The 8371-nt window shown below is 71.2% G+C and carries 5 protein-coding genes; 4 read left to right on the plus strand and 1 reads right to left on the minus strand.

From position 1 onward, the window contains the following. Window positions 1-1167: LacI family DNA-binding transcriptional regulator (locus tag SSBG_RS14665; RefSeq protein ID WP_008746895.1), on the minus strand; the 1167-nt coding region annotated here is incomplete at its 3' end. A 563-nt stretch (window positions 1168-1730) separates the two neighbouring features. Here SSBG_RS14665 and hisC point away from each other — a divergent pair. The 4 genes from hisC to cydD all read left to right on the plus strand — a co-directional run. Next, window positions 1731-2816: a histidinol-phosphate transaminase gene (gene hisC, locus SSBG_RS14670; protein ID WP_008746896.1), complete on the plus strand. Its 1086-nt coding sequence runs from the start codon at window positions 1731-1733 to the stop codon at window positions 2814-2816. A 941-nt stretch (window positions 2817-3757) separates the two neighbouring features. Then, window positions 3758-5395: a cytochrome ubiquinol oxidase subunit I gene (locus SSBG_RS14675; RefSeq protein WP_037869792.1), complete on the plus strand. Its 1638-nt coding sequence runs from the start codon at window positions 3758-3760 to the stop codon at window positions 5393-5395. Between the two features lie 21 nt (window positions 5396-5416). Continuing rightward, window positions 5417-6418 carry a cytochrome d ubiquinol oxidase subunit II gene (cydB, locus tag SSBG_RS14680; RefSeq protein ID WP_008746898.1) on the plus strand — a complete coding sequence of 334 codons (1002 nt, stop codon included), beginning with the start codon at window positions 5417-5419 and terminating at the stop codon, window positions 6416-6418. 210 nt (window positions 6419-6628) lie between these two features. After that, window positions 6629-8371 (plus strand): thiol reductant ABC exporter subunit CydD (gene cydD, locus SSBG_RS14685; protein ID WP_078491309.1); only part of this gene is annotated, 1743 nt, incomplete at its 3' end.

Here is an 8371-nt window from a genome sequence, read left to right on the forward strand (position 1 = left end):
GCCGCCCCCCCGTACCGCCGCCCCGCCCCCTCCGCCCCCGCTACCCGCACCCTCCCCCGACTCCCGTGGCGGGCTCACCGTCGTGCGGGGGGAGCGGCGTTGGGAGGAGGTGCGGATGATCAGTTCGGTGGGGATGACCCGTTCGAGCTGATGCGGCGCCCCGATGCCCTCGATCGCGTCGATGAGGAGCTGGACGACGGCCGTGCCGATGCGGCGGGGCTTGAGCGAGAGCGTGGTGACGGGGGGCTCGGTCGAGGCGTAGACCGTCGACTCGCTGCAACACACCAGGAGCAGGTCCTCGGGGACCCGGAGCCCGTAGCGGCGCGCGGCGGCGAGCAGATCCGTGCCGTTGGGGTCGAAGAGCCCGTAGACGGCGTCGGGGCGGTCGGGGCGGGCGAGCAGCCGGTCGGCGGCGACCGCGCCCGCGCACGGGTCGTGCGCCGGGTACGACTCCAGGACGGGGTCCTGGCCCACGCGGCGGCACCATTCGAGGTAGGCGGTCGTGGAGAGCCGGGTGTAGGTGTCGGTCGTGGTCCCGGTGAGGAGGCCGATGCGGCGGGCCCCGGAGGACGCGAGGTGGTCGAGGATGCCGAGGACGGCGGCCTCGTGGTCGTTGTCGACCCATGCCGTCACCGGAAGGGTGCCGTCCGGGCGCCCGTCCGAGACCACCGGCAGTCCCTGCCGCACGAGTTCCGCGACGACGGGATCGTGGTCGGCCGGGTCCACGACGACGGTGCCGTCGAGCGCGACGTTCGACCACACGTCCACCGGGCTCAGGCGTGAACTGGCCGGGAGGATGACGAGGGCGTACCCCCGGTCGAGGGCGGCGGAGGTCGCCGCTCTCGCCATCTCCGCGAAGTAGGCGAATTCGGTGAAGGTGAAAGGTTCATCCCCGTACGTGGTCACGGTCAGGCCGATGAGGCCCGATTTGCCCGTACGGAGTGTGCGTGCCGCCGCCGAAGGGCGGTAGCCGAGCTGTTCGGCCACCTCCTTCACATGGTGGCGGGTGATGTCGGGGAGACGGCCCTTGCCGTTGAGGGCATCGGAGACGGTGGTGATGGAGACCCCCGCCGCCGCTGCCACATCTCTGATTCCCGGCCGTCCGGACCGTTTGCCCTTGCGAGGCGTTTCCGCTCGGCTCACCTGCTGCTTCCCTGCTGCTGTCATGGGTTGCCGATAGTAGGGGTCTGCCAGGCGGGCACGGCGGGTGCATATGCAGACCTGTGATGTCACGTTTCTGCAAGGTGATGCGCCGTCAAAAACCTTGCATCAAAAGGAACTTAGCGCATTTCGCACTGGCTACCTACCGGTCTGCCGCGTGCGTGCCGACCCTCCGTGGGGCCCGCCCCGGGGCTGCGGCTCACCTTTACGGGCGACGCGCGCCACGGCGCCAGCCAGCGGCGCACACAGATGAGCGTGCGCCCCCCCGGTGCTCGCTCGGGCGGAGCGCGGCGGACGGCCCTGTTCCCGTCTTTCCCGGAAGGTGCCCGGCGGCACCTCTCCCGGAGGGTGGAGCGGGAGCGCCCGCGTCAAGGTGGGGGCGCGTGGGTCATTTCATGCGCCGGGTGTCTACCGGCCGCGCTCTCCACGGTGTCCAATATGCGGACGGGTGCGGCGACGGCCCGCCGGCGGTGGGCGATCCCCGGGCCGGCCGGGAGGCTCGCGGGCTCGTCTCCCGGCGCGGCACGGGCCGCTCGGGTAGACCGGTACGGACAGAAGGAGGTCCCGCGGTGAGCGGTACGAACCCCAGACTGCGAGCGGTACTGGACGACATCCCGGCCTACGTGCCGGGCAAGGCGGCCTCGGGAGCGAACGGCCCCGCGTTCAAGCTGTCGTCCAACGAGAACCCCTACCCGCCGCTCCCCGGGGTGATGGAGAGCGCACTCGCGGCGGCGGGGACGCTCAACCGCTACCCGGATCTCGCGGCGACCGGTCTCGTGCAGGCGCTCTCGGAACGTTTCTCCGTGCCGGCCTCGCACCTCGCCACGGGCACGGGCTCGGTCGGCGTGGCGCAGCAGCTCCTCCAGATCACCGCTCAGGACGGTGACGAGGTCGTCTACGCCTGGCGTTCCTTCGAGGCGTACCCGATCATCACCCGGATCAGCGGTGCGAAGGCCGTCGAGGTCCCGCTCACGGGGGAGGAGGAGCACGATCTCGACGCGATGGCGGCGGCGATCACCGAGCGGACCCGGCTCGTCTTCGTCTGCAATCCCAACAACCCGACGGGGACGGTGGTGCGGAAGGCCGCGCTGGAACGTTTCCTCGACCGGGTGCCCTCCGATGTGCTCGTGGTGCTGGACGAAGCGTACCGGGAGTTCATCCGTGATCCCGAGGTCCCGGACGGGGTCGAGCTGTACCGGGACAGGCCCAATGTGTGCGTGCTGCGGACCTTTTCGAAGGCATACGGTCTCGCGGGGCTGCGGATCGGCTTCGCGATCGCGCACGAGCCGGTGGCCGCCGCACTCCGCAAGACCGCCGTCCCCTTCGGCGTGAGCCAGCTCGCGCAGGACGCCGCGGTCGCCTCGCTCGCCGCCGAGTCCGCGCTCTTGGAGCGCGTCGACGCGCTCGTTGTCGAACGCGCTCGTGTCGCGGGGGAGTTGAGCTCCCAGGGCTGGACCGTTCCCGGCACCCAGGCCAATTTCGTCTGGCTGCGGCTCGGCGCCCGCACGCTCGACTTCGCCGCCGCCTGCGAGCGAGCGGGAGTCGTCGTACGGCCTTTCGCGGGCGAGGGAGTCCGCGTCACCGTCGGCGAGACGGACGCGAACGACATCTTCTTGTCAGCCGCGGCGAGTTACCGCAAGGAACTGAACCGCTGACGGTCCTTCTCCCGCGTACGTGACGGAGCCGCCGGACGCGCGGGGCGGGGCGCGGGGCGGGGACGGGGTTGCCGTCGGGCCCCCTGGGGGCGGGCCGCGCTTGGCGCCGGTCCGCTCGTGGCGCCGGGGCCGGTCGCTCGTCCGTAGGTGCTGGCTGGCCTGTAGATGGCGGCTCGGCTGTCCCGGGGGCGGGCTCGTTTCGGTGGAACGTCCCGGGTGCGTCGGGCCTGACGGCCCGGCCCGCCCGTGGTGGCCCCGGCTCACCGGCAGGGGCGCGCGGCGGCTCCCGAAGCGCCCCGCGATGCTCCGGGCGCCCCGGGACTCGGGCCAGGTTGCCTCGTCCGGCGCTCCGTCCCGGGCAGGCCGCGATGCCGGACGCCCGTCCCCTGCCCTTCGACGCGATGCCCCGCCGCGCGACAGCGGGGGGTCCCATGCAAGGGCGGGCGTCGCGTGCGGCGGCCCCCGAGCGGCCCGGCTCGCCTCGTACGTACCCCGGCGCGGCCGGCTCGTGCCACGTACGCATCCCAGCGGACCGACCGCCGTCGTCCACCCGCGCCGCCCCGCCGCCCCGCCGCCCCGCCCTCGAAGCCCCTGGTCGGAGCGGAGCGCTCCGTACCGCTGTAGTGGACGTCACATAGCCCGTTTTCGGTAGCCGCACACCACCTCACCACCACCACAAAAAGCCATAAAAGCGACAAAATAAAGTACGCAAACCCCGCAAACCTCCGAATCGTGGGGCCCCACCCTGCGGGACCCCCTGTTCGTATGAAACGACCGTGGGACATAATGCTTGTGAATGTGAACGCTTTCACAAGCGCGTCCCGGTTGGGGCTGCTTTGCCCTGGGCGAATGCGGATCAACCGGACGACGTGAGGGCGGAATCAGGCTGTGCCCACGGTGCCCACCGCGTGCACAGAGATCAGCGAAGCGAGGAGGATTTCGTGGATCTCGCTCTGGCGCCCGAGACGCTGGCCCGTTGGCAGTTCGGCATCACGACCGTCTACCACTTCCTGTTCATACCCCTGACCATCTCGCTCGCCGCGCTCACGGCGGGGCTGGAGACGGCCTGGGTCCGTACCGGCAAGGAGAAGTACCTCAGCGCGACGAAGTTCTGGGGAAAGCTCTTCCTGATCAACATCGCGATGGGGGTCGTCACCGGGATCGTGCAGGAGTTCCAGTTCGGCATGAACTGGTCCGACTACTCGCGATTCGTCGGCGACGTCTTCGGGGCGCCGCTCGCCTTCGAGGCCCTCATCGCCTTCTTCTTCGAATCGACCTTCATCGGTCTGTGGATCTTCGGCTGGGACAAGCTGCCGAAGAAGCTGCACCTCGCCACGATCTGGCTGGTGTCGATCGGCACGATCCTCTCCGCCTACTTCATCCTCGCGGCGAACTCCTGGATGCAGCACCCCGTCGGCTACCGCGTGAACAAGGGCAGCGGACGAGCCGAACTCACCGACTTCTGGGCCGTACTGACCCAGGAGATGACGCTGACCCAGATGTTCCACACGCTCGCCGCCTCCTTCCTCACCGGAGGCGCCTTCATCGTGGGCATCGCGGCCTGGCACCTGGGCTGCAAGCGCCGTGCGAAGCACGACAAGCAGCACGTCGCCACGATGCGGACCTCGCTGCGGCTCGGCCTCGTCACGGTCGTCGTCGCCGGGATGCTCACCGCGGTCAGCGGCGACTCGCTCGGCAAGGTCATGTTCAAGCAGCAGCCCATGAAGATGGCGGCGGCGGAGGCGCTGTGGGAGGGCCAGAACACCGCTCCCTTCTCGATCTTCGCCTACGGGGACGTCGACAAGGGGCACAACAGCGTCGCCCTGGAGGTCCCCGGCGTCCTCTCCTTCCTCTCGGACAACGACTTCCGCTCGTACGTGCCCGGCATCAACGACACGAACAAGGCCGAGCAGGAGAAGTACGGGCCCGGCGACTACCGCCCCAACATCCCGGTCGCCTTCTGGAGCTTCCGGTGGATGATCGGCTTCGGGATGGCCTCGTTCGGCCTCGGCATCGTCGGACTCTGGCTGACCAGGAAGAAGTTCCTCCTGCCGCAGCACCTGCGGACCGGCGAGGACGAGGTGCCGCACCTCGTGCTCTTCCGTGAGAAGCTGCTCAGCCCCCGCCTGACGCGCCTCTACTGGCTCACGGCCCTCGCCACGATGGGCTTCCCGCTCATCGCCAACTCCTGGGGCTGGATCTTCACCGAAACGGGCCGTCAGCCCTGGGCGGTGTACGGGCTCTTCAAGACGGCCGACGCGGTCTCGCCCGGCGTCTCGCAGGCCGAGGTGATCATCTCGCTCAGCGCCTTCACGCTCCTGTACGGGGTCCTCGCCGTCATCGAGTTCAAGCTCATGGCCAAGTACGCGAAGGCGGGACCCCCCGAGCTGACCGAGGCCGACCTGCATCCGCCGACGCGTATCGGCGGGCGGCCCGGACCGTCCCGTACCGGCGGCGACGCCGCGAACGCGGCGGAGAGTGCGCCCGACGACCGCGACGCCACCCGCGACGCCACCCGCGACGGCGTGCGTGACGACGACGATGACGACGCCGACCGCCCGATGGCGTTCTCCTACTGAGCCCGAAGGAGGGAAAGGACCATGGAACTCCACGACGTCTGGTTCGTCCTGATCGCCGTCCTGTGGACCGGCTACTTCTTCCTGGAGGGCTTCGACTTCGGCGTCGGCGTCCTGACGAAGCTGCTGGCCAGGGACCGCACCGAGCGGCGCGTCCTGATCAACACGATCGGCCCGGTCTGGGACGGCAACGAGGTCTGGCTGCTCGCCGCCGGCGGCGCCACCTTCGCGGCCTTCCCCGAGTGGTACGCGACGCTCTTCTCCGGCTTCTACCTGCCGCTCCTGGTCATCCTGCTGTGCCTCATCGTGCGCGGCGTCGCCTTCGAGTACCGCCACAAGCGGGACGAGGAGCGCTGGCAGCGCAACTGGGAACACGCCATCTTCTGGTGCTCCCTGCTGCCCGCCTTCCTGTGGGGCGTCGCCTTCGCGAACATCGTGCACGGGGTGAAGATCGACCGCGACCTGGAGTACGTGGGCGGCCTCGGTGATCTCCTCAACCCCTACGCGCTCCTCGGCGGGCTCGTCACGCTGAGCCTCTTCACCTTCCACGGCACGGTCTTCACCGGCCTCAAGACCACCGGGGACATCCGGCACCGGGCGCGCACCCTGGCCCTGCGCCTCGGGCTCGTCACCGCCCTGCTCGCGCTCGGCTTCCTCGCGTGGACGCAGGCGGACAGCGGGGACGGGAAGAGCCTTGTCGCCCTCCTGGTGGCCGTGCTCGCTCTCCTGCTCGCGCTCTTCGCCAGCCTGCGCGGGCGCGAGGGCTGGGCCTTCGCCCTCTCCGGGGTGACGATCGTGGCCACGGTCGCGATGTTCTTCCTGACCCTCTTCCCCGCGGTCATGCCCTCCTCGCTCAACGGCGACTGGAGCCTCACCGTCGAGAACGCCTCGTCCAGCCCGTACACGCTCCGGATCATGACGTGGTGCGCGGGCATCGCCACGCCGCTCGTCATGCTCTACCAGGGCTGGACGTACTGGGTCTTCCGCAAGCGCATCGGGACACAGCACATCGCCCGGGCGCACTGAGACCGGTGCGGGGGCCGTCGGCCGGCGACCCGCCGGCCCCCGCACCCTCCGCGGCCGGCCCGGACTCGTACCGCCAGAGTTCCCGTACGAGTACGGAGCCGCCCCCGGTTTCCCCCCGGCCCCCCGGTTTCCCCCGCTTCCTCTCCGGTCCCCGGCTCTCCCCGGGCGCCACCCCGCCCCGTCCGCCTCGCTCGCGGAAGGATGTTTCACGTGAAACCTGTAGATCCCCGACTCCTGCGGTGCGCCCGCGCCAGCCGCTTCTTCCTGGCGGCCGTGGTCGGACTCGGTGTGCTCGGCGCCCTGCTGGTGGTGGCGCAGGCGATGCTCATCGCCGAGGTCGTCGTGGGCGCCTTCCAGCACGGCAGGGACGCCGGCGGCCTGCTGCGTCCGCTGCTGCTGCTCGTCGTGGTCGCGTGCGGGCGCGGCCTGGTCTCCTGGCTCACCGAGACGGCCGCGCACCGCGCGAGCGCGGCGGTCAAATCCGAACTGCGGCAACGCGTACTCGACAAGGTGGCCGCCCTGGGCCCCGGATGGCTGGAAGGGCGGCGGACCGGCTCGCTCGTCAACCTGGCGACGCGCGGCGTCGACGCGCTCGACGACTACTTCTCCCGCTACCTCCCGCAGCTCGGTCTCGCGGTCGTCGTCCCCGTCGCCGTACTGGCCCGGATCGTCACCGAGGACTGGGTCTCGGCGGCAATCATCGTCCTCACCCTCCCGCTCATCCCGGTCTTCATGATCCTCATCGGCTGGGCGACGCAGAAGCGGATGGACCGCCAGTGGCGGCTGCTCTCGCGCCTGTCCGGGCACTTCCTCGACGTGGTCGAGGGGCTGCCGACGCTCAAGGTCTTCGGCCGCGCGAAGGCGCAGGCCGAGTCGATCCGCCGGATCACGGGCGAGTACCGCCGCGCCACGCTGCGCACGCTGCGGATCGCCTTCCTCTCCTCCTTCGCGCTCGAACTCCTCTCGACGCTCTCCGTCGCGCTCGTCGCCGTCACGATCGGGATGCGGCTCGTCCACGGCGACATGGATCTGTACGTGGCCCTCGTCGTGCTCGTCCTGGCGCCCGAGGCGTACCTGCCGCTGCGCCAGGCCGGGACGCAGTACCACGCGGCGGCCGAGGGACTCGCCGCCGCCGAGGAGGTCTTCGAGGTCCTGGAGGCCGAGGAGCAGGCCACGGGCAGTGCCGGAGTGCCGGAGGGCGAACTGCGCGTCGAAGAACTGACGGTGCGCCACCCGGGCCGTACCGCGCCCGCGCTCGACCGGGTCTCGCTGCGGGTCCGGCAGGGCGAGACGGTCGCTCTCGTGGGGCCGAGCGGCGCGGGCAAGTCGACGCTGCTCCGTGCCGTCCTCGGCTTCGCCCGCCCCGACACGGGCCGGATCACCGTGGGCGGCAAGGATCTCGCGGAGATCGACCCCGCCCAGTGGCACGCCAGGATCGCCTGGGTCCCGCAGCGCCCCGCGCTCTTCGCGGGCACGCTCGCCGAGAACGTCCACCTCGCCCGGCCCGGGGCCACCGGCACCGAGGTCGAGCGCGCGCTGCGCGACGCCGGGGCGTGGGAGTTCGTGCGGGACCTGCCCGACGGACTGCGGACGGTACTCGGCGAGGACGGCGCGGGGCTCTCGGCCGGACAACGGCAGCGCCTCGCCCTCGCCCGCGCCTTCCTCGCGGACCGCCCCGTCCTGCTCCTCGACGAACCGACGGCCGCGCTCGACGGGGCGACCGAGGCGGGCATCGTGGCGGCCGTCCGGCGTCTCGCGGAGGGCCGCACGGTCCTCCTCGTCGTGCACCGGCCCGCGCTCCTCGCGGTGGCGGACCGGGTGGTGCGGATCGAGGCGCCGCAGGGCGCGGAGGCGGCGACCGCACAGGCCGTTCCCGCCGGAGCCGGTGGCGCGGTCACGGCCGGCGGTACGCGGCCGGAGGCGCCGTCCGCCCCGGTAGCCCGGCCCGTGCCG

The organism is Streptomyces sp. SPB074, assembly GCF_000154905.1.
Lineage (GTDB): Bacteria > Actinomycetota > Actinomycetes > Streptomycetales > Streptomycetaceae > Streptomyces.